This window comes from Helicobacter pylori SA213A (assembly GCF_000476275.1).
Lineage (GTDB): Bacteria > Campylobacterota > Campylobacteria > Campylobacterales > Helicobacteraceae > Helicobacter > Helicobacter pylori_CL.
Genome location: NZ_CBOM010000002.1, coordinates 38,838 through 61,260 on the forward strand (window position 1 = coordinate 38,838; position 22,423 = coordinate 61,260).

Consider the following 22,423-nt stretch of genomic DNA (forward strand, 5'->3'; position numbering starts at 1 on the left):
ACGCATGGCATTAGACAAAAGAATCTGGATGCATTTTGATCTTTTGCCTTTTGTGTTTATCATCCCCTTGCTTGTGGTTTCTTTTTTATTGATCTTTGAGAGCAGCGCGGTTTTGAGCTTAAAGCAAGGGGTTTATTATGCGATAGGGTTTCTCCTCTTTTGGATCGTGTTTTTTATCCCTTTCAGAAAGCTCGATCGCTGGCTCTTTGTGTTTTATTGGGCGTGCGTTATTTTATTAGCGTTAGTGGATTTTATGGGGTCTAGCAAGCTTGGGGCGCAACGATGGCTAGTCATTCCTTTCACTTCTATCACTTTACAGCCTAGCGAACCCGTGAAAATCGCTATCCTTTTGTTATTGGCGCATTTGATTAAAATCAACCCACCCCCCTTTAAGGGCTATGATTGGGGCATGTTTTTAAAGCTTAGTTTTTACATTTGCTTACCGGCGGCTTTGATTTTAAAACAGCCTGATTTAGGCACGGCTCTTATTGTGCTCATCATGGGTTTTGGGATTTTATTGATTGTGGGTTTAAGGACTAGGGTGTGGCTCCCTCTTTTTATCGCTCTTTTAGTGGCTTCGCCTATCGCTTATCATTTTTTACACGATTATCAAAAAAAGCGCATCGCAGACTTTCTTTCTGAAAAGCCTAATTACCATGTCATGCAATCCATTATCGCTATAGGATCGGGTGGGTTTTTAGGCAAATCTAAAGAGGCTTGCACGCAAACCAAATTCAAATTCTTACCTATCGCAACGAGCGATTTTATCTTCGCTTACTTCGTGGAGCGTTTTGGGTTTTTAGGGGCTATGTTGCTTTTTGCAATTTATATAGGCTTGAGTTTGCATTTATTTTTTTACATGTTTGAGAGCAACAGCGATTGGTTTTTAAAGATTGTAGCCCTTGGGATTTCTATTTTAATCTTTGTTTATTCCAGCGTGAATATCGCCATGACTTTAGGGTTAGCCCCTGTGGTGGGGATTCCCTTACCCTTATTCAGCTATGGGGGGAGCAGTTTTATCACTTTTATGATCCTATTTGGGATCTTAGAAAACCTGCTTGCTTTCCGCTATATTTTTGGATACAATAGCAAACCATCTTTTGGGAATTTTGGATTCTTAGCTCAGCTGGTCAGAGCGCTCGGCTCATAACCGATTGGTCGTAGGTTCAAGTCCTACAGAATCCACCACTCCCGCTTTTTTATTCTCCTTTTTAAGTGAAAAGCGATTGGACGCTTTCGTTATGATAAATCCTTCTGATCACTTCCGCAAATAAGGGCGCTACGCTTAAGGTGGTGATTTTATCGCATTTTTGAACTAAAGGGATAGAGTTAGTTACCACCACTTCATCTAACGCGCTTTCTTTAATGCGCTTGATCGCATTCCCGCTCAAAACCGCATGCGTGCCTAACGCCATGACAGAAGTTGCCCCTTGCTCTTTTAAAGCCAAAGCGGCTTTACAGATCGTGCCTGCGGTATCAATCATGTCATCCACTAAAATCACATCGCGCTCCTTGGCTGAGCCGATAATATTCATCACTTCGCTTTCATTAGCTTTTTCACGGCGCTTATCCACGATGATTAAATCTAAGCCCATTTGATTGGAAAAATACCTAGCTCTTGTAACCCCACCCACATCAGGGCTGGCGATTACAGGGTTTTTTAACGCTTTAGAGCGGATATAGTCTCTAAAAACGATAGATCCGTATAAATTATCCACCGGCACATCAAAAAAGCCTTGGATTTGCCCGGCATGCAAATCCATTGTAATGATCCTTTCAATCCCCACTTCTTGCATCAAATTAGCGACCATTTTAGCCGTGATAGGCACTCTTGGAGCCGCTTTTCTGTCCTGTCTGGCATAGCCAAAATACGGCAATACCGCTGTGATAGAATTGGCCGAACTGCGCCTTAAAGCATCTACCATGACTAACAATTCCATTAAATTGTCATTGACCGGCACGCAAGTGGGCTGGATGATAAAAATATCTTTACCGCGCACCGATTCGCTGATTTGGATATTGATTTCGCCATCGCTGAATTTGCCTATCACCGCTTTGGATAAGGGAAAGCCTAAATGCTTTGACACTTCTTTACCAAATGCAGGGTGAGCGCTCCCTGAAAAAATCTTAAACCCACGCATCTTTGTCTTAAACCCACGCGCCTTCATCGCTTACACTCCCTAAAATGAATTAAAATCAATTGTAGCGCACCCAAACTAAAAGCGTTTGTTTTCAACCAAGCTCCTTTTCTAATAAGTTTTTTAAGGTAAGATAGGTTTCATTTAAATCAATCCCGCACACCCTGGTTTGAGCGATAACGCTCATAAAATTGCTATCGCCTAAAAACCTAGGCACTAAATGCATGTGCAAATGCTCAGGGATTCCTGCTCCGGCGTTTCTGTGCAAATTCAAACCTACATTGATCCCTTGAGCGCCATAAGCATACAACGCTTTTAACACTTTAGGCACTAATTTATTCATGTTCAGCCAAGTATTCAGATCTAAAAGTTCCACGCTCGCTTGATGCGCATGGGGAATGATCAACAAATGCCCTGGGTTATAAGGGTAGGCGTTCATCACCACAAAGAGATCGCTATTTCTATAAAGCACTCTGTTTTCTGAATCTTTTGTAGGGTTTTGAGAAATTTCACAAAAGACACAACTCTTATTTTTCTCTTTCAAATAACTTTCGCGCCAAGGAGCGTATAAATGTTGCATGTTTATTTCCTAAATGTAATTAGGGGCGTCATTAGCGAATAAAATCAAATCGCCTTGAATCGTGGTGGCTTGTAAGATATTTTCCAATTGCACCTTATCCTTGAGTAAGATTTTTTGGGGGGTTTTCAATTGTGAAGCAATCGTTTTGGAGTTCAACTCCCCTGTGATGATAGCGACATCAAAAACCCCGTCTATTTTTTGCGCTAAAATTTCATTACTTTCTGTATTGCTTTCCACTAATCCCGGTGTTACAATGACTTTACGCCCTTTGTGCAAACTCGCTAAACGAATGCCCTCTAACATGCCCTTTAAATTCCCATTAAAGCTATCGTCTATAATGATTTTTTGATTCACTTCCAAAAGTTGCAAACGATGGGCGATAGGGTTGAGTTCTAAAACAAGCTGTTTGATCCTTTCGGTTTCTAATCCTAAATGCTTAGCGATTAAAATGGCTGAAGCGATATTATAAGCGTTAAATTTGCCTAAAACCTTCGTTTCAAAGCTTTCCCAAACGCTATCTATAAGCATTTCAAAAGAAGTGCCTTTTAAAGTGGATTGGACGTTTTTAACCAGGCTAGAAACATCTATTAAGGGGCTATCTTTAGGGGCATAGGGTTTGATTTTTTCCACAGAGTAACAAAAGGCTTTTTCTAATCGCTTGGAATCCAATAATTCCGCTTTAGTCTCGCAAATATTTTCTAAAGTTTTAAAATATTCTAAATGCTGTTCGCCCACTTCTGCGATCACGGCAAGGTGCGGTTCAATAAGGCGGGTGATTTCTTTAATATCGCCCTTATTCCTTGCCCCGGCTTCAGCGATATAGATTTCGCTCTTATCGTCTAAATTCTGGTTAATATCATTCGCAATGCCTAAAAGGGTATTGACGCTTTTGGGGCTTGCATGCGCGTTGAATGTGGTTTGTAAGATTTGAAGCAAGAAATTTTTGGTGCTGGTTTTCCCAAAACTTCCGGTAATGGCGATGACTTTTAAATTTTTTAAAGAGGTGATTTTGTCTTTAGCGGTTTGCAAATACTGCTTGGATAAGACTTTTTCAAAGATTAAAGAAGCACTCAAAACGAATATAAATAAACACAAATAGCCAAGCGCGAGCGAAATCCCATTCAAAGGGACTAATTCTATATTTAAGATTTCATGCAAGATTAAAAAGAGTAATAAGAAAATAAAAAAGCGCTTCACCCTTGGCGTGAAAACTAAAGGCTTGTCGTTGCGTTTGGCCCAGATAATGAGTATGGGCATTTGAATCACGCCGCAAAAGAAATCAAAAACAAACGGCATTTTGAAAGCATACGATAGGATAAACACCCCTAAAGGCAATAAAAAATAAATCCCATGCCAACGCATTTTGTGGTGCTTGGTTAAAATCCTAAACACGCTGTAATGATACCATTGCAATAAAGTCATTATATAATAGCCAAGCCCTGTTATAAAGAGCCAACGAAACGCTAAATTCAGCCAACTAAGACTTTGCATGATGATATTTCTCCACTAGTTTTTCAATCTCTTTTGCTTGGTTTAAAAAAAAGAAATGATCCCCTTCTAAAACGAATAATTCGCTCTTTTTCAACAAGGTTTGCATTGTTTGAGCGGAGCTTAAGGGGGTTGCTTTATCATCTTTACCCCAAAATAATAAAACTTCCTTCTCGCATCGTTTGAAATGATCGCTAAAGTCTTCGCTAACCACTTTTTTAAAGGTTTCATACATCACTTGATTAAGCCCCATAGCGTCCTTACTCCTTAAAAACCCTAAATTCAAGCCTAATTTTTTAAAGATTTTAGCTAAAAGGATTTTACAACGCACTTTTAAGGGTTTTGGCTCTAAGATCCCCGCGCTGCTCAATAAAACCATCCGTTCGTTTTCACACAAGATCGCTACTTTCCCTCCAAAGCTATGCCCAAAAACGACATGCGCTTTTTTATCCACGCTTTTTAAAAACAGATTGATGATATTAGCATAATCTTTAGTCTCTAAAACTTTTTCATCGTTAGGGCTTTGATTGAAACCGGGCAAATCCACATACAAATGGTTGTAATTTAAAAAACAGCCTTGAAACGCTTGTTGCATGATTTCTTTAGAACTCCCCCAACCATGCAAAAACAAGGCGTTTAAAGGGCTATGGTGGTCTATAAAAGTGTAGGAAATGTCAAAAACGCTATCCAAATAAGCGATACTGCGTTTGGCCATTACTTATTCTTTTGGATTTGCAACAAATAAGAGTTTTTGATTTGGATTTTAGGGGTTTTGGGTAACGATTGCGCTAAATGTTCTAGCGTTGTTTTAAAATCATCAAACAAATAATTCGCTAAACTGCCAGGAATGGGGTTGATCTCATTGAGATACACTTCATTTTCTATGACAAAAAAATCGCAACGAATGATCGCGCCATCAAACAAATCGTTATAGAGTTTTTTAAAATTTTCTTTTAATTGTTCTTCTAGGGCGTTAGAAAGGTTCGCTTTAGGGGCTTTGGCGCGTGAAAAATCCAAATATTTTTGTTTGAAATCTAAAAATTCTTGTTTGTTAGGCTCTTCAATATAGGAAAAACAAAAATCCTTTTTGATCTTACAACCAGCCAAATTGTATTCTTTCACTCCCTGAATGAAAGGCTCTATTAAAACTTCTTTAGAATATTCAAACGCGCTGTCTAAAGCGTAATTTAATTCTTTTTCTTCTTTCACAACATTCACCCCTAAAGAGCTTCCGGCGTTGCTGGGTTTGATTATGAAAGGGAAATTAAACCCAATCAAATCCAGGGCGTTAGTGCGGTTTTTTTTATTCAAAAGAACATAATCTAAAGTCTTTACCCCTAAGTCTTTGGCATAAAGCTTGGTTAAATATTTGTTGTAACTCAGCACGCTCGCTTCAATTCTAGGGCCTATAAAAGCGATACGATAAAATTCTAACAAGCTTGCTAATTTCCCGTCTTCGCCATCGCCCCCATGCACAAGATTGATCACTAAAGGCAATTCTATTATCTTAGCGCCTAAGAACGAGTTTTTAAGCAAGCCATTGTGTGTGAGGATTAGGGGGGGTAATTTTTTTTCTTTGATTTGAGCGAAGTATTTTGAATGCATGTTAGATGCTTCAATCAAATAAAAATGATGGTTTTCATCTAAAAAAATAAAATATTTAATCCTATCTTTTAACACCCCTTTAAGCGCGATCGCACTCACAATGCTGATTTCATGCTCAAAACTCGCCCCACCAAATAAAACGCAAAACTCCACGATCAAACTCCCTAAAAACGATTGCAATCAAGTCTATCTATATTTACCTAAAAAAAGGCTTTTGAATTTTCTTAAAATTAAAGTTTAATGTTAAAAAATCCTAAAATATGGATGACTAATAACGCGCTCAATCCGGCTAAAACACCCGCTAAAGCGTCATCAGCCACAACCCCTAAGCCCCCTTTAACTTCTTTGTCTATTTTGCCAATGAGTGAGGGTTTAGTGATATCATAGATCCTAAAAAAGATAAAACTCAAAACCACGCCCGCTAACGATAGCCCGCTAACCGCCATCGCCAACCACATGCCCACTAATTCGTCTATCACAATGTAAGAGCTGTCATGCCTCTTAGTCTCTTCTTCTTCTTTGTCTATTTGAGCGATAGCGATAAGCCCAATGAAAATCGCCCCTAAAAACAAAGTGTTAGCCGAAAAAATTAAAACGGGTAAACCTAGTAACAACGCTACTAAACTCCCTATCGTTCCTGGAGCTTTTTTAGAATACCCGCTAAAAAAAAGGGTTAAAAAACACGCGCGAAGACTAAATTTATCCAATCATTGCCTCAAATTCTTTTTAAATCATGGCATTTTAGCATTTTATTTGCATTAAAAAGCGATTTTCTTAAACAATAAGGCTTAATTTTAAGCGCGTTTTAGTATGATAGCTTTTAAATTCTCTTTAAAAATTAAAGGTTAATTTTAAAATGTTGCTTTTCACTCCAGGCCCTGTAGCCATTAATGAAGAGATGCGCACAAGCTTTTCTCAGCCAATGCCCCACCACCGCACCAAAGATTTTGAAAAGATTTTCCAAAGCGTGCGAGAAAATTTGAAAAAAATGACCGGTTTAGAAGAAGTTTTGCTTTTAAGTAGCAGCGGAACTGGGGCTATGGAAGCGAGCGTGATTTCCTTATGTCAAAAAGAGTTGCTTTTTGTTAATGCGGGCAAGTTTGGCGAAAGGTTTGGCAAGATCGCTAAAGCCCATTTTATCAAAGCCCATGAATTAGTTTATGAATGGGACACGCCCGCTCAAGTGGATGAAATACTAAACGCACTTGAAGCCAACCCTAACATTGATGCGTTTTGCATTCAAGCATGCGAGTCTAGTGGGGGGTTACGACACCCTGTAGAAAAAATCGCTCAAGCGATCAAAGAAACTAACCCGAATGTTTTTGTGATAGTAGATGCTATCACCGCTTTAGGGGTTGAGCCTTTAGAAATAACGCATGTTGATGCACTCATTGGAGGGAGTCAAAAAGCGTTCATGCTGCCTCCTGCGATGAGCTTAATCGCATTGAGCCAAAAGGCAATTGAACGCATAGAAGAACGCGATGTGGGGTTTTATTTTAATTTAAAGAGCGAATTGAAAAACCAAAGAAATAATACCACAAGCTACACCGCTCCTATTTTACACACTTTAGGGTTGCAGCGCTATTTTGAATTGGTGCAGAATTTAGGGGGCTTTGAAGCACTCTATCAAGAGACCAAAAGAGTCGCTTTAGCCACTCAAAAAGCCGTTTTAGCTTTAGGTTTAAAGATTTTCCCTAAAAGCCCGAGCTTGAGCATGACAACGATTGTTAGCGAGCATGCCAAAGAATTGCGAAATCTTTTGAAAGAAAAATATCAGGTGCAATTTGCGGGCGGTCAAGAGCCTTATAAAGACGTGCTCATTCGTATCAACCACATGGGGATCATTCCTGTTTATAAAAGCGCTTACGCTTTAAACGCCCTAGAATTAGCCCTAAACGATTTGGATTTAAGGGAATTTGACGGCGCGGCGAACGCAACTTTTTTGAAGCAATATTACGAAATTTAAGGATCACAATGCATTATTCTTATGAAGCCTTTTTGAAAGACAGCCTGGAATTAGTCAAACAAGTGGAGCGCCTTTGCGGTATCCCAGAAGCCCTTGTGTGCGTGATGCGAGGGGGCATGACTTTAGCGCATTTTTTGAGCTTGCACTGGGATTTAAGGGAAGTTTATGGCATCAATGCGATTTCTTATGACACCACCCACCGACAAAACGCCCTAAAAATTGAAAATATCCCCACGATCAAAGATCATTTAAAAACTATTTTGGTGGTAGATGAAATCGTAGATAGCGGTAATTCTTTAGAAGCGGTGCTTAAAGTGTTGCAAGACAAACACCCTGATAAAAAGTTTTATAGCGCGAGTTTGTTCCAAAAAACAAGCGCGAAATACAAAGCCGACGCGTTTTTAAAAGACGCTCCTGAATGGATTGATTTCTTTTGGGAAGTGGATTTGAAAAACTTAAAAAGCCATTAACATGCAAATTAAAGAAAACAAACAACTCTGCTTAATTTCATTAGGTTGTTCTAAAAACTTGGTGGATTCAGAAGTGATGTTAGGCAAGCTTTATAATTACACGCTCACTAATGACGCTAAAAAAGCCGATGTGATTTTGATCAACACTTGCGGTTTTATTGAAAGCGCCAAACAAGAGAGCATTCAAACCATTCTCAACGCCGCCAAAGACAAAAAAAAGGGAGCGATTTTGATTGCGAGCGGGTGCTTGAGCGAACGCTATAAAGATGAAATCAAAGAGTTGATCCCTGAAGTGGATATTTTTACCGGCGTGGGGGATTATGACAAGATTGATATTTTGATCGCTAAAAAACAAAACCAGTTCAGCGAGCAAGTGTTTTTAAGCGAGCATTATAATGCGCGCATCATCACGGGATCGAGCGTGCATGCTTATGTGAAAATTTCTGAGGGTTGTAACCAAAAATGTTCTTTTTGCGCTATCCCTAGCTTTAAGGGGAAATTGCAAAGCAGGGAATTAGACTCCATTTTAAAAGAAGTAGAAGATTTGGCCCTTAAAGGCTATAAGGATATGACTTTTATCGCTCAAGATTCTAGCTCGTTTTTATACGATAAGGGGCAAAAAGACGGCTTGATCCAGCTCATTAGAGCGATTGACAAACAACAAGCCTTAAAAAGCGCGCGTATTTTATACCTCTACCCCTCTAGCACCACTTTAGAGCTGATTGGCGCGATTGAAGACTCGCCCATTTTTCAAAATTATTTTGACATGCCCATCCAGCATATCAGCGACTCCATGCTTAAAAAAATGCGGCGCAACTCCAGCCAAGCGCACCATTTAAAGCTTTTAGATGCCATGAAACAGGTTAAAGAAAGTTTTATAAGAAGCACGATCATTGTAGGGCATCCGGAAGAAAATGAGGGTGAATTTGAAGAATTGAGCGCGTTTTTAGACGAGTTCCAGTTTGACAGATTGAATATTTTTGTTTTCAGTGCGGAAGAAAACACGCATGCCTATTCTTTAGAGAAAGTGCCTAAAAAAATCATTAACGCCCGCATCAAAGCCTTGAATAAAATCGCTTTGAAACACCAAAACGACTCCTTTAAGGCTTTGTTGAATAAGCCCATTAAGGCGTTAGTGGAAAATAAAGAGGGCGAGTATTTTTACAAAGCTAGGGATCTCAGGTGGGCGCCTGAAGTGGATGGGGAAATCTTGATCAATGATAGCGAACTAACCACCCCTTTAAAACCTGGGCATTACACGATTGTGCCTAGCGCCTTTAAAGACAATATCTTACTCGCTAAGGTTTTAAGCCCTTTTTAAAAGTTAGCCATAAGGCTGAAAGCGCAGCTGGAGCGCGGCTAGAGCGTAGGAGTTTGCGTTTTTTTTTTTTTGTTAAAATGCGTCAGAAAAATCCTCTTGAGATAGGCAAAATGAAAAACATTTATCTTGATGTGAAAGCCAGTATTGAAGATCTCCAAAATATTTTTAAGAACACTGATAATGAAAATGAAAGACTAAAAAAATCCAACCAGGAAGCACTGGAAGTGTTTCAAAAATTAGAATTTGAAAGTTTAAAAGAGCTTGAAAGCTTGAAAAATAATGAAGAATGGGAAAATTTTACCATCGCTTTTTATGGGGAAACCGGTGCGGGGAAATCAACCCTCATTGAATGCTTGAGGCTGTTTTTTAAAGAACAAAGTAAAATAAATCAACAAGAGCACTTCAAGCGGCTTTATTCAACTTACCAAAACAATTATCAAAATGATGAACGCAAAAAACAAAATATTTTAAAAGAACTCCATTCATTGCAAGATGGAGCGATTATAGGCGATGGGAGGAGCGATTTCACTTTAAAAACACGATCTTATTCTTTCCAATACAACCATCAAAACTTTACTTTGCTGGATGTGCCAGGGATAGAAGGCAGCGAAAAAAAAGTGATCGATCAGATTTCTAACGCAACGCAAAAAGCCCATGCTATTTTTTATGTTACCAAAACGCCTAATCCTCCGCAAAAAGGAGAAGAAGGGAAAAGGGGAACGATTGAAAAAATCCAAAGACAACTCGGTTCGCAAACAGAGGTATGGACGATTTTCAACAAACCGATTAACAACCCAAGAGCTTTCAAAGATAAGCTTATTAATGAAAGCGAAAAAGAAAGCTTAAAAATTTTAAATAAAAAGATGAAAAACATTTTAGGCAAACACTATATGGGCTATAAAGCAGTGAGCGTCCAAGTGGCTTTTTATGGCCTTTCACAGGCTTTGATCCCAGAGACTGATTTTTATGAAAAGAAACAAAAATTTTTAAAAGATTTTAAAGCAGAAGAATTATTGTATCAATCCCATTTCAAACCATTAGCAGAATTTATAGCCGAAGAGCTTCTTAAAAACTCGCGCGCCAAAATCATTCAATCCAACTGCAATAAAGCCTTAAAAGTGGTAGAACAATTGCAAAAAGCGATCGAAATTACGATTGAAAAACGGATCGATCCAATGATTAAAGAAGCACAAGAACACCAACAAGAAGCCCGCTATAATCTGGATCGTTCTACAGAAAAATTTATATTAAATTTAACCAATTCAGCGTTCTACGAAATCGATCAATTCAAATCTGACTTGAGAGAAAAAATGTATGCACATATTAACAAAAATATTGAAGATGAGGAATGTAAAGAAATTTTTAAAAATGAACTCATTCAAGGAATTGAAACATTGCATGAAGACATAAAATGGCGGTTTAGAGAATGTGAGAAACGATTTGATGGAGAGATAAAAGAAGCTATTAAACAACTTGGATACAGAATTAAAGATTCTCTAGCAATGTTAGAGTGCATCAGTATTGATAGAGGCTTTAATCTTAATTTTGATACTGATAGCGGTATTGATGGAACAAAATTAGCCGCTTCAATAGGAGGTTTGGGTTTGCTTGGGATATTTAACGCTTGGAATCCTATGGGTTGGTTTGCTCTGACTGCAGGGATTATTACAGGATTAGTTGGAATAGCTAGATCAATATGGAGCTTTTTTAGTTCAAGATATCAAAGATCCCAACAAAAAAAAGAAGTGGATAAGAATTTACATCAAATTTGTGAAAAAATTGTGCAGGATGTGAAAAGCCGACTTGAAAGTCGCAAAAAAGACATATGGGAAAAGATTGAAAAACTCAAAGCCAATCTTAGACCTGTTGATAATTACAAACGCATGAAAAGACAATTGGAAGAAGCCCATGAAAAATTAGGATACATCTCTCATAACATCAAAACAAGGAGCATGCAATGAATAATGAAACGCTAGAACAATTTAAAAGAAACCAAAAGAGGAATCAAGAAATTCTTAAAAAATTACTTGATTTTGTCCAAACTGGGGAAAAATACGGAATCAAGGTTGAAGAGTCTCTCAAAGACAAAATCCATAATGCGATGGAAAATGTTGCCGGTCAAAAACTTAAAGTGGCGTTGGTGGGAGGTTTTTCTGAAGGAAAAACATCTATAGCGGCAGCTTGGATCGAGCGGCTGGATAAAGAGAGCATGAAGATAGACCATCAAGAATCCAGCGATGAAGTTAAAATCTATGACATAGATAATGAAATGGAGCTGGTTGACACTCCGGGACTATTCGGGTTTAAAGAAAAAATAACCGATAGCGGCAAAATAGAACGCTATAAAGATATTACGAAAAAATATATCAGCGAAGCCCATCTCATTTTATACGCGCTCAACCCGTCAAACCCCATCAAAGAAAGCCATAAGGACGATTTGAATTGGTTGTTCAGGACGCTCAATCTTTTATCCAGGACGATATTTGTCATCAGCCGTTTTGATGAAGAAGCGGATATTGAAGATGAAGAAGATTACAACAAAAGATTTAAGATCAAAAAAGAAAACATTCAAAACCGACTGAATGATCTGATTTCTTTAAGCGAAGAAGAAAAAGAAAGTTTGATTATTGTCGCTGTTGCGGCAAACCCTTTTGATTTGGGGGTGGAACATTGGCTAAAGCATAAAGAAGAGTTTCAAAAGCTCTCACACATCAAAGCCTTGCAAGACGCGACACAAAAAAAGATTAAAGAAAATGGCGGGAAATTAACCATCATAGAAGAAGCCAAAAAAAGCGTCATTCAAGATGTTATCTATAGGCAAATGCCGCCCGCAAAACAAGCGTTGCAAGATATTAATAGAGAAATGGAATATTTGAATAGAATGATTGAAAAAAGGCGAAAGGATCTTCAAAATTTAAATAGTGAAATTTCTCAAGCCCGTATTCATTTAAAAGAATTTATAACGAGGTATTTCAGCGATCTCATCTCTCAAGTTTCTGGCACCAGCCTAGAAACCTTTAATGATTTCGCTATGAGAGAAATAGGCGATAAAGGCATCAATATAGAAACAAGAGTCCAAAATGCATTTGAAAAACAAACGCAAGGGATCTTCAATGAAATCGCTAAAATTGAAACCGGTTTTAATACCGATATGAGTTTTTTTGAAAAGCATGCCGGAGCGTTTGGAAAGATTGGAATCGATCTTTTAAAACAAAGCGGTTTTATCAATGCAACTAATATCAAACTGGCTAGAGACACGATAGCGGCTGCGGGAAAATTTGTGGGCATAGATTTGGCTTTGAAATTCAAACCTTGGGGCGCTGTAAACTTGGCAGGCAGCATAAACAAAGGTTTACCGCTTATCGGTCTTGCTTTTGAAATGTGGGATTCTTGGAAAGAAAGCCAAAAAATAGAAAAACTTGAAAAAGCTAAAGAAGAAATGAAATCTAATTTTGACGGACAAAAACAAGAAATCTTAGCCCTCATCAACGATGAAACCAGATTCAAACAAACAAGTTTCCCGAGCGTGTTTGAACTAGAAAAATGCATTCAAGAATGCGAAGAAAGCGTTAAAAAAACGCAAGAGTGCGCTCAAGGACTGGAAAAATGGATTCAAACTGGCGAAGATTTTATCAAGGGCGAAGATTTCATAGATGTTGAGCCTGAAGAGGAATGAACTAAAATTGTGCTAAAATTTCAAAAACGCATCAAAAAGGCTTTTTGGCTGAGCTTGAAACGGGCTAAGCCAACAAGCGGTATTTTAAATCTTTTAATAAAGAGAAGCGATGTTTTCTAAAATTTGCGCATCTTTTAAGCTTGCCAACGCATTCAAAGGCTTTATATGCAAACGTATTTCAAGCCCTGGGCAAAGTGCTCGCATTGCCAATATGGTTTTGGATATAAAAAACGCTCTTGAGGGCGAAAACGATCCATCAAACAAGGCGGGCAAGACTTTGGATTTGATCGTGGGTTTTAAGAAAGAATACCCGCAAGATTTTAACGAATTGTTTGAAATCTTAAAAGATCTCATCCAAGAATACGAACAAAATCCTGACGAGATCAAGAAAAACCTCAAAGAAATCCTAAAATAAGCTCAAGGCATGAACCACCTTTTAATCCTTTATAACCATTATTATCAAAAAGATGTGATCCAACAACATTTAAGCGTTTTACAGGAAAAATCCCAAGTGGGTTTTGGTAAAATCCGATCAAAGCTTAACGATCAAGAAAAGCAAGACTCTTTAGAAGAGATTTACAAAGCCACCAATGAAAAAAATTTTTTGCAGCTTTTTTTGACCGATTACGCTAATTTATTTGCCGCTAAGGTGATAAAAGTTTCTAAAGAGATTGATGAGAGTTTGATCCCTAGCTATTATAAAGAAAAAAATTTGGAAGTGGAAGACTTTTTTATTATTAGCGATTTAAGGGAATTAGTCAGGGAAGACTTTAGCCTTTTAAGGGATCGATTTTTAGCCAATTTCATCGCGCCAAACAACCACACTTACGCCATTTATGGGAATAATTATGTCTATCCTTTGCCGGTGAGGTTGAAAGAAGAGCGTTCTTATTTTTTAGGCGATGAAAAGCATTATCTGAGCGTGTATAAAAGCAAAGAATATTTAACCATGCAAGAAAATTTCATGCGTTTTGTTTTTGGCAAAAGGCTTTTTTACCTCTTACACCCTGATAGCATCAATAACATCATCCATGCCGAATTAGAGCTTTTACAAAGCGAAAACGATCTTTTGAATGATTTTACCAGCATCATCGTCAAATACTCCAAAACCTTAGAATACGAAATTTATACTTTTGCTAAACAAGTTCTTTTAAAGGCTTGCAAAAAAGATCCCAGCCTTTATGATTTAGATTATGAAGTCCAAGGAAAATCTCTTACGCTTAAAGATTTTTTCACTCAAAAGCCTAATCTTGGGAGCATTAAATTTTTACTCAAACACGAAAAAATCCAATGCCATTTAGAAGAAAACTTAAAAAGATTCATCAATTATCCTTTTTCAAGAAGCCTAAGTCTCATTCAAAACATCCGCAACGAAGCCGTCCACGCAAAAGCTCCAGGTTTGAATGAAGTGGAAAAACTCAGGAATGAAATTTTAGGCATAGAAGGCGCGAGCTTGTTGAAGAGCATTCTGACTCGCAAGGAAATTGCATGAAAAATTGCATGAAAGAAGACGCTCTATCAAGCCCAGTGCCGATCGTGTAATGCAAGATTTTAAACCCTATTTAGAGCCTTTAAAGGAGAGCAAAAATTTATTGGGCTTTTCGGGTGGGTTGGATTCCACTTGTTTGTTCCATCTTTTAGTTGGAGAAAATATCGCTTTTGACATCGCTTTAGTGGATTATAACACGCAAAAACAACGCCTTGAAATCATCCAGCACGCTCAAAAACTCGCAAAAACACACCATAAAAAATGCTATATCCATTACGCTCCAAAGATCGCACGCAATTTTGAAATGCAAGCGAGAAAGATCCGTTATGATTTTTTTGAAACTTTGATCAAAGAGCATTCTTACAAGCATTTGATTTTAGCACACCACTTGAATGACAGGCTGGAATGGTTTTTGATGCAATTAAGCAAAGGAGCCGGACTAAACACGCTTTTAAGCTTTCAAGCCTATGAAAAAAGAAAATCTTATGCAATCGTTCGCCCTTTACTTTACACCCCTAAAGACACCCTTAAAACGCTCGCTAAAAATTTGAAATTTTTTGAAGATGATTCTAATTCTTCTTTAAAATTCAAACGCAATTTTTTCAGGAAACATTACGCTAACGCCTTGATGCAAGATTATTCTAAGGGCATTATCCAAAGTTTTAAATTTTTGGATGAAGAAAAAGAGCGGCTTTATCCTTTGACGATTGTTTCACAAATGCATGGGATTACTTTTTTTAAGTATTCGCAAAACGTGCTGTTTATGGTGGATAAAATCTTAAAACAAAAGGGGTATGTGTTGAGCTTTTCTCAAAAAGAAGAAATCAAACGCCATTTTTTTAGCTTAGAAATCGCTCAAAAATTCATCATTGAAAGCGATAAAGAGCATGCGTTTATCGCTCTTAAACCCCCAAAAACTTTAAGCATGCCAAAGGATTTTAAAGACAGAGCCAGGAGGCTGAATATCCCTAAACGCTTAAGGCCTGTTTTATACGCAGAGTTTTTAAAACAACCAACGCATGATTTTTTAACCCGTTTTAAACAGAGTTTAATCAATCTATAAAAAAGCTTCATTTTAATCAAGCGATAAGTTTTTAAAGCGCTTTTTAACCTTGATTGTGTCAAAATACAGCAAAAACTTTGATATGAGAGCGAATGGACTTTAAAAATAAAAAATGGCTTTTTCTAGCCCCTCTAGCAGGCTATACGGATTTGCCTTTTAGAAGCGTGGTGAAAAAATTTGGCGTGGATGTTACCACAAGCGAAATGGTGAGCTCGCATTCGTTAGTGTATGCGTTTGATAAAACTTCTAAAATGTTGGAAAAATCCCCTTTAGAAGATCATTTCATGGCGCAAATTTCAGGTTCTAAAGAGGGCGTAGTCAAGGAAGCGGTTGAAAAAATCAACGCTTTAGATCATGTGAGCGGGATTGATTTTAATTGCGGTTGTCCTGCCCCTAAAGTGGCTAACCATGGTAACGGGAGCGGGTTATTGAAGGATTTAAACCACTTGGTGAAGATTTTAAAAGTGATTAGAGAAAATACCAATAAAAAAATCACAAGCGTGAAAGTGCGTTTAGGTTTTGAAAAAAAAATCCCTGAAGAAATCGCTCATGCCTTAAATGATGCGCCGGTGGATTATGTGGTGGTGCATGGGAGGACACGAAGCGACAAATACCAAAAAGACAAAATAGATTATGAAAGCATCGCTTTGATGAAAGGAATTGTAAAAAAGCCTGTGATAGCCAATGGCGAAATTGACAGCGTGAAAAAAGCCTTTGAAGTCTTGCAAATCACGCAAGCTGATGGGCTAATGATAGGGCGAGCGGCCTTAAGAGCCCCATGGATATTTTGGCAAATCAGAAACAACACCACAAAATTGCCCGCAGTCGTGAAAAAAGACCTGGTTTTAGAACATTTTGATAAAATGGTGGAGTTTTATGGGGATAGGGGGGTAATCATGTTTAGGAAAAATTTGCATGCTTACGCTAAGGGCGAAATGCAAGCGAGCGCGTTTCGTAATTGTGTCAATACCCTTACAGAAATAAAGAGCATGCGAGAGAGCATAGAGGAATTTTTTAATCAAGAAATGTTGCAAAGTGAAGTGCCATTATGGGTAGAATTGAATCAAAAAAGCGTTTGAAAGCGCTTGTTTTTTTAGCCAGTTTGGGGGTTTTGTGGGGCAATAGCGCTGAAAAAACGCCTTTTTTTAAAACGAAAAACCACATTTATTTGGGTTTTAGGCTAGGCACAGGGGCTAATACGCGCACGAGCATGTGGCAACAAGCCTATAAAGACAACCCCACTTGCCCTAGCAGCGTGTGTTATGGCGAGAAATTAGAAGCCCATTATAAGGGGGGTAAAAACCTGTCTTATACTGGGCAAATAGGCGATGAAATAGCTATTGATAAATACCATATTTTAGGCTTAAGGGTGTGGGGGGATATAGAATACGCTAAAGCGCAATTAGGTCAAAAAGTGGGGGGTAACACCCTTTTATCCCAAGCCAATTATGACCCAAGCGCGATTAAAACCTACGATCCTATTTTAAACGCTCAAGGCTCTTTGAATTTGCAAAAAACCCCAAACCCTCAAAACTTCCTTTTTGATAACGGGCATTTCATGGCGTTTGGTTTGAATGTAAATGTGTTTGTTAATCTCCCTATAGACACCCTTTTAAAACTCGCTTTAAAAACAGAAAAAATGCTGTTTTTTAAAATAGGCGTGTTTGGTGGGGGTGGGGTGGAATACGCCATATTGTGGAGTTCTCAATATAAAAATCAAAACACCCATCAAGACGATAAATTTTTTGCAGCGGGTGGGGGGTTTTTTGTGAATTTTGGGGGTTCTTTGTATATAGGCAAGCATAACCGCTTCAATGTGGGGCTAAAAATCCCTTATTATAGCCTGAGCGCGCAAAGTTGGAAAAACTTTGGCTCTAGCAATGTGTGGCAACAACAAACGATCCGACAAAACTTCAGCGTTTTTAGGAATAAAGAAGTTTTTGTCAGCTACGCGTTCTTGTTTTAGTGCGGTTTCGTTCCCATTAAATACTGATGATAAAATTCAAAAAATCATTTTATCGTTACAAAAATTAACACTTCAAAGATGAATAAGTTAAAAACACCCTAAAATCTTTTTTTTTTTTTGGAAATCCAATAAGTTTATTATAAAATTAAACTCATTGTAAATCTATTATCATTTTAGAATATTTTTGCAACAAAAAAATTACTTTAAGGAACACTTTTATGAAAAAGACAATTTTACTCTCTCTCGCTTCATCGCTCTTGCACGCTGAAGACAATGGCTTTTTTGTGAGCACGGGCTATCAAATCGGCGAAGCGGTGCAAATGGTGAAAAACACCGGTGAATTGAAAAACTTAAACGACAAATACGAGCAATTAAACCAGTATTTAAATCAAGTGGCTTCGTTGAAGCAAAGCATTCAAAACGCCAACAATATTGAGCTGGTCAATAGCTCTTTAAACTATTTAAAAAGCTTTACCAACAACAACTACAACAGCACCACCCAATCGCCCATCTTTAATGCCGTGCAAGCCGTTATCACTTCGGTATTGGGTTTTTGGAGTCTTTATGCGGGGAACTACTTCACTTTTTTTGTGGGCAATAAGAATGATCAAAAACCCGCTGATGTCTATGGTAACCCTCCTTTTCAAACGATTATAGACAACTGCTCAGGAATTGAAAACTGCGCTATGGATCAAACCACTTATAATGAGATGAAAAAACTCGCTGAAGATCTCCAAGCAGCTCAAACAAACTCTGCCACTAAAGCGAACAATCTTTGCGCTTTATCCGGGTGTGCTGCAACAGACTCAACATCAAACCCGCCAAACTCAACCGTAAGCAGCGCTCTTGAAACCGCACAAAAGCTTATGGATCTAATCGCAAACACTAAGACGGCTATGATGTGGAAAAATATCGTCATCAGTGGCGTTTCAAACGAATCCGGTGCTATCACATCCACCAATTACCCAACGCAATACGCGGTGTTTAACAACATTAAGGCGATGATACCTATCTTGCAACAAGCGGTTACGCTTTCTCAAAGTAACCACACCCTATCTGCTAGTTTGCAAGCTCAAGCTACAGGATCTCAAACAAACCCCAAATTCGCTAAAGACATCTACGCTTTCGCCCAAAACCAAAAGCAAGTCATCTCTTACGCTCAAGACATTTTCAACCTCTTTGATTCCATCCCTAAAGATCAGTATCGTTATTTGGAGAAAGCTTATTTGAAAATAGCCAATGCGGGTTCAACGCCTACTAACCCCTATATGGCAGTTGTGAATTTGAATAAAGAAGTTCAGACGATTCAAAACAATGTGAGTTATTATGGTAACCGGGTGGATGCGGCTTTAAGCGTGGCCAAAGATGTTTATAACCTAAAATCCAATCAAACAGAGATTGTAACCACTTATAACGACGCTAAGACTTTGAGCGAAGAGATTTCTAAACTTCCCTATAACCAAGTCAATACAAAAGACATTATCACACTACCTTACGATCAAAACGCCCCAGCAGCAGGCCAATACAACTACCAAATCAACCCAGAGCAACAATCCAATCTTTCTCAAGCTTTAGCGGCGATGAGCAATAACCCCTTTAAAAAAGTGGGCATGATCAGCTCTCAAAACAATAACGGCGCAATGAATGGGCTTGGCGTGCAAGTGGGCTATAAACAATTCTTTGGCGAAAGCAAAAGATGGGGGTTAAGGTATTACGGCTTTTTTGATTACAACCACGGCTATATCAAATCCAGCTTTTTTAATTCGTCTTCTGATGTATGGACTTATGGCGGTGGGAGCGATTTGTTGTTTAACTTTCTCAACGATAGTATCACAAGAAAGAACAACAAGCTCTCTGTGGGTCTTTTTGGAGGCATCCAACTCGCAGGGACTACATGGCTTAATTCCCAATACATGAATTTAACAGCGTTCAATAACCCTTACAGCGCGAAAGTCAATACTTCCAATTTCCAATTTTTGTTCAATCTCGGCTTGAGAACCAATCTCGCTATGAAAAAGAAAAAAGACAGCGAACATTCCGCGCAACATGGCATGGAACTAGGCGTGAAGATCCCCACCATTAACACCAATTACTATTCTTTTTTAGGCGCTCAATTGCAATACAGAAGGCTTTATAGCGTGTATCTCAATTATGTATTCGCTTACTGAATGGTTTAAACCCTCTTTTTTAAGGGGGTTTAGAAAAATCGCAACATCAAGCTTTTTATCATTGATGATGAAATCTACAAAACCAACGGTGCGACAACAAACCCTAACGCCACGCTCAAAAACACGACTAAAACCCCAGGGATCAAAAACGTATGATCAAACACATAACGGCCCATTTTAGTGGTGCCGGTGTTATCCATAGCGATCGCTCCTAGTAAAGTAGGGTAAGTGGGTAACACAAACAACGCCGAAACGCTCGCAAAAGAAGCCACGATAATATACAAATGCTCGGTGTGATGAGTGCTAATGCCTAAGGCTGTGATCACGCTTGGGATGAGCGCTTTAGAGGTGGCGGCTTGCGAATACAAAAGCATGGAAGCCAAAAAAAGCGCTACGGCTAATAAAAACGGGTAATCAGCGATCAAAAAAGAAGCGTATCGTTTGATTTCATCTATATGATTGCTCACAAAAGTATCGCCTAGCCATGCCACGCCCAACACGCACACGCACGCTTGCATGCCGGATTTAAACACGCTTGAATGAGCGATTTCATTGGCGTTGATTTTGCAAAAAATCACAATGAGAGTCGCCACGCTCAGCATGAAAGACACAATCGCGTAATCTCTGCCTAAAACCACCGGGCTAATCAAAGCGATATTTTTAGAAATCGCGCTCGCATAAAAAATGATCGCTACAACCCCGCCGATAAAAATCCATAGCGATAATTTCGCGCTTTTTGAAGTTTCTTTTTCTTCTTTGATTTTAGGGGGCGAGATTTTGCCCGCTTTCAAACGCTCTAAATAATGCGGATCGCTGTCTAGCTTTAAATCAGTAAAGCCCATCATAAACGCCGTGAGCATGCATGCTAAAAAAGTCGTAGGGATCCAAACCATTAAAAGGGTCAAGTAATTTGCTCCTAAAGGCTCTAAAATACCGCTCATAAACACCACCGCCGCGCTCACCGGGCTTGCGGTAATAGCGACTTGACTAGAAACGACTGCTAAGCTTAAGGGCGCTTTGGGTTTGATGTTTTGGCTCTGACTCACTTCCACAATCACTGGGATCAAAGAAAAAACCGTATGCCCGGTGCCGGCTAGTATCGTTAAAAAATACGCCACGCTCGGCGCGAGGTAATTGATTTGCTTGGGGTGTTTCCTTAAAATTTTTTCAGCGATTTTGACTAAGTAATCCAAGCCCCCCGCTTTTTGCATCGCACTAATAGCGCTAATGACTGCCATGATGATTAAAATCACATCAAAAGGGATTTTGCCCGGATTTAGCCCCAAAAATAAGCATAAAATAAGCACGCCCAAGCCCCCCGCATAGCCCACTCCCAAGCCCCCTAGCCTTGCTCCTAAAAAAAGCGAAAAAAGTAACACGATAATTTGAAAAAAGGCATCCACAACTAACTCTTTTTAAATTTATTTTAACAACGATTCACTATACTACAAAATCTTTAAATCCTTTTATTTTGTTTGAAGGGGCAAGTCATGGCTAAAAATTTACCCACTATCGTTTTACTAGCGACAGGGGGGACGATTGCCGGGAGTGGTGCGAGCGCGAGTTTGGGCCGTTATAAGAGCGGTGAGTTGGGTATCATAGAGCTTTTGAAGGCTATCCCTAATCATCTCATTAAGATCGCTCGCATTCAAGGGGAACAGATTTCTAACATCGGCTCACAAGACATGACTGAAGAGGTATGGTTCAAACTCGCCAAACGCACCCAAGAATTGCTAGATAATAGCCGCATTCAAGGCGTGGTGATCACGCATGGCACGGACACTTTAGAAGAGAGCGCGTATTTTTTAAACTTGGTTTTACGCTCCACAAAACCGGTGGTGTTGGTGGGAGCGATGCGTAACGCTGCTTCTTTGAGCGCGGATGGCGCTTTGAATTTGTATAACGCGCTGAGCGTAGCACTCAATGAAAAAAGCGCGAATAAAGGCGTGTTGGTGGTGATGGACGATAATATTTTTAGCGCTAGGGAAGTGATTAAAACGCACACCACCCACACTTCCACCTTTAAAGCCTTAAATAGTGGCGCGATAGGGAGCGTGTATTATGGCAAAACGCGCTATTACATGCAACCTTTGAGAAAACACACCACAGAGAGCGAATTTTCCCTTTTAGAGCTCAAAACCCCCTTACCTAAAGTGGATATTATTTACACGCATGCCGGTATGACCTCTGATTTATTCCAAGCGAGCCTAAACTCGCATGCAAAAGGCGTTGTGATAGCCGGGGTGGGTAATGGGAATGTGAGCGCTGGGTTTTTAAAAGCGATGCAAGAAGCGAGCGAAATGGGGGTGGTTATTGTTCGTTCTAGCAGGGTAGGTAGCGGTGAGATTAGTTTAGGCGAGATTGATGACAAGACCTTTATCACAAGCGATAACTTAAACCCCCAAAAAGCTAGGGTTCTTTTACAACTCGCTCTAACTAAAACAAATGATAAGGCAAAAATCCAAGAAATGTTTGAAGAGTATTGAAACGCTC

General features: G+C 39.0%; 20 protein-coding genes and 1 tRNA gene. 14 read left to right on the forward strand and 7 right to left on the reverse strand.

Annotated elements, in window-relative coordinates; all coding sequences use genetic code 11:
- Positions 1-4 precede the first annotated feature (4 nt).
- Both QT74_RS08075 and QT74_RS01420 read left to right on the forward strand, forming a co-directional pair.
- A complete protein-coding gene (locus QT74_RS08075) occupies positions 5-1,150 on the forward strand; it encodes an FtsW/RodA/SpoVE family cell cycle protein (RefSeq protein ID WP_080247132.1) in 1,146 nt (381 codons plus the stop codon).
- Positions 1,112-1,188 (forward strand) — tRNA-Ile (locus QT74_RS01420). The genes QT74_RS08075 and QT74_RS01420 overlap by 39 nt, the downstream gene beginning before the upstream one ends.
- A gap of 23 nt (positions 1,189-1,211) precedes the next feature.
- Here the strand turns inward: QT74_RS01420 and QT74_RS01425 are convergent.
- From QT74_RS01425 to QT74_RS01450, 6 genes are all read right to left on the reverse strand, one after another.
- A complete protein-coding gene (locus QT74_RS01425; RefSeq protein WP_080247125.1) occupies positions 1,212-2,168 on the reverse strand; it encodes a ribose-phosphate pyrophosphokinase in 957 nt (318 codons plus the stop codon).
- A gap of 64 nt (positions 2,169-2,232) precedes the next feature.
- The gene (locus QT74_RS01430) at positions 2,233-2,718 is read right to left on the reverse strand and encodes an HIT family protein (protein WP_033764063.1); all 486 of its coding nucleotides are present in this window, start codon (positions 2,716-2,718) and stop codon (positions 2,233-2,235) included.
- A 9-nt stretch (positions 2,719-2,727) separates the two neighbouring features.
- Positions 2,728-4,209 (reverse strand): Mur ligase family protein, encoded by a 1,482-nt coding sequence (locus QT74_RS01435; RefSeq protein ID WP_033764066.1) that lies wholly within the window; start codon positions 4,207-4,209, stop codon positions 2,728-2,730.
- Complete coding sequence (gene estV, locus QT74_RS01440) at positions 4,196-4,921, reverse strand: lipase EstV (protein WP_033764068.1); 726 nt, start codon at positions 4,919-4,921, stop codon at positions 4,196-4,198. The genes QT74_RS01435 and estV overlap by 14 nt, the downstream gene beginning before the upstream one ends.
- Positions 4,921-5,964: a D-alanine--D-alanine ligase gene (locus QT74_RS01445; protein ID WP_033764163.1), complete on the reverse strand. Its 1,044-nt coding sequence runs from the start codon at positions 5,962-5,964 to the stop codon at positions 4,921-4,923. The genes estV and QT74_RS01445 overlap by 1 nt, the downstream gene beginning before the upstream one ends.
- A 77-nt stretch (positions 5,965-6,041) precedes the next feature.
- On the reverse strand, positions 6,042-6,518 hold the full coding sequence (locus tag QT74_RS01450) for a phosphatidylglycerophosphatase A family protein (RefSeq protein ID WP_033764070.1): 477 nt from the start codon (positions 6,516-6,518) through the stop codon (positions 6,042-6,044).
- Positions 6,519-6,667: 149 nt separating this feature from the next.
- Here QT74_RS01450 and QT74_RS01455 point away from each other — a divergent pair, with 149 nt between their 5' ends.
- The 11 genes from QT74_RS01455 to sabA all read left to right on the forward strand — a co-directional run bounded on the left by QT74_RS01455 (position 6,668) and on the right by sabA (position 19,930).
- Positions 6,668-7,777 carry a pyridoxal-phosphate-dependent aminotransferase family protein gene (locus QT74_RS01455; protein ID WP_033764072.1) on the forward strand — a complete coding sequence of 370 codons (1,110 nt, stop codon included), beginning with the start codon at positions 6,668-6,670 and terminating at the stop codon, positions 7,775-7,777.
- A gap of 8 nt (positions 7,778-7,785) precedes the next feature.
- The gene (locus QT74_RS01460) at positions 7,786-8,247 is read left to right on the forward strand and encodes a phosphoribosyltransferase (protein WP_000559434.1); all 462 of its coding nucleotides are present in this window, start codon (positions 7,786-7,788) and stop codon (positions 8,245-8,247) included.
- Between the two features lies 1 nt (position 8,248).
- Positions 8,249-9,568 carry a 30S ribosomal protein S12 methylthiotransferase RimO gene (gene rimO / locus QT74_RS01465; protein ID WP_033764074.1) on the forward strand — a complete coding sequence of 440 codons (1,320 nt, stop codon included), beginning with the start codon at positions 8,249-8,251 and terminating at the stop codon, positions 9,566-9,568.
- A 110-nt stretch (positions 9,569-9,678) separates the two neighbouring features.
- The gene (locus QT74_RS01470) at positions 9,679-11,529 is read left to right on the forward strand and encodes a GTPase (protein ID WP_033764166.1); all 1,851 of its coding nucleotides are present in this window, start codon (positions 9,679-9,681) and stop codon (positions 11,527-11,529) included.
- On the forward strand, positions 11,526-13,244 hold the full coding sequence (locus QT74_RS01475) for a LeoA/HP0731 family dynamin-like GTPase (protein WP_033764076.1): 1,719 nt from the start codon (positions 11,526-11,528) through the stop codon (positions 13,242-13,244). The genes QT74_RS01470 and QT74_RS01475 overlap by 4 nt, the downstream gene beginning before the upstream one ends.
- Before the next feature lie 163 nt (positions 13,245-13,407).
- A complete protein-coding gene (locus QT74_RS01480; RefSeq protein WP_229261562.1) occupies positions 13,408-13,659 on the forward strand; it encodes a hypothetical protein in 252 nt (83 codons plus the stop codon).
- 9 nt (positions 13,660-13,668) lie between these two features.
- Positions 13,669-14,736 carry an HP0729 family protein gene (locus QT74_RS01485; protein WP_033764081.1) on the forward strand — a complete coding sequence of 356 codons (1,068 nt, stop codon included), beginning with the start codon at positions 13,669-13,671 and terminating at the stop codon, positions 14,734-14,736.
- Positions 14,737-14,785: 49 nt separating this feature from the next.
- Positions 14,786-15,796 (forward strand): tRNA lysidine(34) synthetase TilS, encoded by a 1,011-nt coding sequence (gene tilS, locus QT74_RS01490; protein ID WP_033764168.1) that lies wholly within the window; start codon positions 14,786-14,788, stop codon positions 15,794-15,796.
- A 92-nt stretch (positions 15,797-15,888) separates the two neighbouring features.
- Complete coding sequence (locus QT74_RS01495; RefSeq protein ID WP_033764083.1) at positions 15,889-16,875, forward strand: tRNA dihydrouridine synthase; 987 nt, start codon at positions 15,889-15,891, stop codon at positions 16,873-16,875.
- A complete protein-coding gene (locus QT74_RS01500) occupies positions 16,845-17,762 on the forward strand; it encodes an outer membrane beta-barrel protein (RefSeq protein WP_033764084.1) in 918 nt (305 codons plus the stop codon). The genes QT74_RS01495 and QT74_RS01500 overlap by 31 nt, the downstream gene beginning before the upstream one ends.
- A gap of 218 nt (positions 17,763-17,980) precedes the next feature.
- Entirely contained in the window at positions 17,981-19,930 is a 1,950-nt protein-coding gene (gene sabA, locus QT74_RS01505) for a Hop family adhesin SabA/HopD (RefSeq protein ID WP_033764086.1), read from the forward strand.
- Between the two features lie 74 nt (positions 19,931-20,004).
- Here sabA and QT74_RS01510 read toward each other — a convergent pair whose 3' ends face one another.
- Positions 20,005-21,333 carry an anaerobic C4-dicarboxylate transporter gene (locus QT74_RS01510; protein ID WP_033764087.1) on the reverse strand — a complete coding sequence of 443 codons (1,329 nt, stop codon included), beginning with the start codon at positions 21,331-21,333 and terminating at the stop codon, positions 20,005-20,007.
- A gap of 57 nt (positions 21,334-21,390) precedes the next feature.
- On the opposite strand from QT74_RS01510, the gene QT74_RS01515 reads away from it, so the two are divergent.
- A complete protein-coding gene (locus QT74_RS01515) occupies positions 21,391-22,416 on the forward strand; it encodes a type II asparaginase (RefSeq protein ID WP_267864245.1) in 1,026 nt (341 codons plus the stop codon).
- Positions 22,417-22,423 lie beyond the last annotated feature (7 nt).

Excerpts from the sequence above, each read along its gene's own strand:
- QT74_RS08075 (WP_080247132.1), top strand. The coding sequence starts at position 5 with ATGGCATTAGACAAAAGAATCTGGATGCATTTTGATCTTTTGCCTTTT.
- QT74_RS01425 (WP_080247125.1), bottom strand. The coding sequence starts at position 2,168 with ATGAAGGCGCGTGGGTTTAAGACAAAGATGCGTGGGTTTAAGATTTTT.
- QT74_RS01430 (WP_033764063.1), bottom strand. The coding sequence starts at position 2,718 with ATGCAACATTTATACGCTCCTTGGCGCGAAAGTTATTTGAAAGAGAAA.
- QT74_RS01435 (WP_033764066.1), bottom strand. The coding sequence starts at position 4,209 with ATGCAAAGTCTTAGTTGGCTGAATTTAGCGTTTCGTTGGCTCTTTATA.
- estV (WP_033764068.1), bottom strand. The coding sequence starts at position 4,921 with ATGGCCAAACGCAGTATCGCTTATTTGGATAGCGTTTTTGACATTTCC.
- QT74_RS01455 (WP_033764072.1), top strand. The coding sequence starts at position 6,668 with ATGTTGCTTTTCACTCCAGGCCCTGTAGCCATTAATGAAGAGATGCGC.
- QT74_RS01460 (WP_000559434.1), top strand. The coding sequence starts at position 7,786 with ATGCATTATTCTTATGAAGCCTTTTTGAAAGACAGCCTGGAATTAGTC.
- rimO (WP_033764074.1), top strand. The coding sequence starts at position 8,249 with ATGCAAATTAAAGAAAACAAACAACTCTGCTTAATTTCATTAGGTTGT.
- QT74_RS01470 (WP_033764166.1), top strand. The coding sequence starts at position 9,679 with ATGAAAAACATTTATCTTGATGTGAAAGCCAGTATTGAAGATCTCCAA.
- QT74_RS01475 (WP_033764076.1), top strand. The coding sequence starts at position 11,526 with ATGAATAATGAAACGCTAGAACAATTTAAAAGAAACCAAAAGAGGAAT.
- QT74_RS01485 (WP_033764081.1), top strand. The coding sequence starts at position 13,669 with ATGAACCACCTTTTAATCCTTTATAACCATTATTATCAAAAAGATGTG.
- tilS (WP_033764168.1), top strand. The coding sequence starts at position 14,786 with ATGCAAGATTTTAAACCCTATTTAGAGCCTTTAAAGGAGAGCAAAAAT.
- QT74_RS01495 (WP_033764083.1), top strand. The coding sequence starts at position 15,889 with ATGGACTTTAAAAATAAAAAATGGCTTTTTCTAGCCCCTCTAGCAGGC.
- QT74_RS01500 (WP_033764084.1), top strand. The coding sequence starts at position 16,845 with ATGGGTAGAATTGAATCAAAAAAGCGTTTGAAAGCGCTTGTTTTTTTA.
- sabA (WP_033764086.1), top strand. The coding sequence starts at position 17,981 with ATGAAAAAGACAATTTTACTCTCTCTCGCTTCATCGCTCTTGCACGCT.